Origin of the sequence: Psychrobacter sp. GW64-MNA-CIBAN-0177, from assembly GCF_040309585.1 — a bacterium.
GTDB lineage: Bacteria > Pseudomonadota > Gammaproteobacteria > Pseudomonadales > Moraxellaceae > Psychrobacter > Psychrobacter okhotskensis.
The window spans coordinates 1-1303 of the sequence record NZ_JBEOOY010000051.1 but is presented as its reverse complement, the minus strand read 5'-3'; the positions used below and the strand labels follow the sequence as shown (position 1 = coordinate 1303).

Annotated in this window: 1 protein-coding gene; it reads left to right on the top strand. The window is 46.0% G+C overall.

Features of this window, described 5'->3' with window-relative positions; all coding sequences use genetic code 11:
- Positions 1-57: 57 nt before the first annotated feature.
- Entirely contained in the window at positions 58-1272 is a 1215-nt protein-coding gene (locus AAEY79_RS14125; RefSeq protein WP_352288842.1) for an IS256 family transposase, read from the top strand.
- The last annotated feature ends 31 nt before the right edge of the window (positions 1273-1303 follow it).

Sequence of the window (1303 nt, the reverse complement as noted above, 5' to 3'; positions counted from 1 at the left end):
CGAGCCTTTCCCAAACTTTGTGTAACTGCTTATAATCCACTAACCGGAGAATAAGCAATGACGACTCAATCTGACATTAAAAAACTGGCCGAGCAAATGGCTGGTAGCATGAACAGCTTCGATGACATCAAAGATTTTCAAAAGCAGCTCATGCAATCCTTTATCGATACTGCCCTTGAAGCTGAGATGGAAGACCATCTCGGCTATCCCAAGCATGAAAAGGCAGACAAGCCCAATAAGCGCAACGGCCATACTAAAAAGACCGTCCGCAGTGACACAGGCGATCTTGAGATATCCACCCCAAGAGACCGTCATGGTGACTTTGAACCTACACTCGTGCGCAAGCATCAAACCCGTATTAGTGGCCTTGATGACAAGATCATCTTCCTTTACGCCAAGGGTCAAACCACCACTGAGATCGTAGAGAGCATTAAAGAGCTCTACGATGTCGATATCTCAAGCTCTCTTGTCTCAAGAGTCACCGATAATATCTTAGACGACATCACCGCTTGGCAGAACCGGCCACTGAGCAGTGTTTATCCTATCGTCTATTTAGACTGCATCGTCGTGAAGATACGTCAAGACAAGCAGATCATCAACAAAGCCATTTACTTAGCCCTAGGCGTTAACCTTAACGGTAAAAAAGAGCTGCTTGGTATGTGGCTCTCAGAGAATGAAGGCGCTAAGTTCTGGCTGGGTGTTCTTACCGAGCTTCAAAACCGTGGCGTACAAGACATCTTAATCGCTTGTGTTGACGGTCTAAAGGGCTTCCCTGATGCCATTAACACCGTCTATCCAAAGGCACAGGTTCAGCTGTGTATCGTACACATGGTGCGCTATTCAATGAAGTTTGTGCCGTGGACGGATAAAAAGAAAGTATCGGCTGATTTAAAGGCCATCTATGGCGCTGATACGCTTGAGATGGCAGAGGCCAATCTTGAGCACTTTGATGAGACTTGGGGCAAAGATTACCCGCACGTGGTCAAGTCTTGGCGCAATAACTGGGAGGGCTTAACGGTGTTCTTTAATTACCCTAAAGACATCAGAAAAGTGATTTATACCACCAATGCTATTGAGTCACTAAACAGCGTGATTCGTACGGCGGTGAATAAGCGTAAGGTCTTCCCGTCTGATCAGGCAGCATTCAAAGTGGTGTACTTAGCCACCCAGCAGGCGTCTAAAAAGTGGTCGATGCCAATCCGTAACTGGACGTCTGCTCTGAATCGTTTTATGATTATGTTTGATGACCGTATCAGTAAGCATTTAATCTAAATGGCAGTTACACAGAATCTGGGATGGTCTC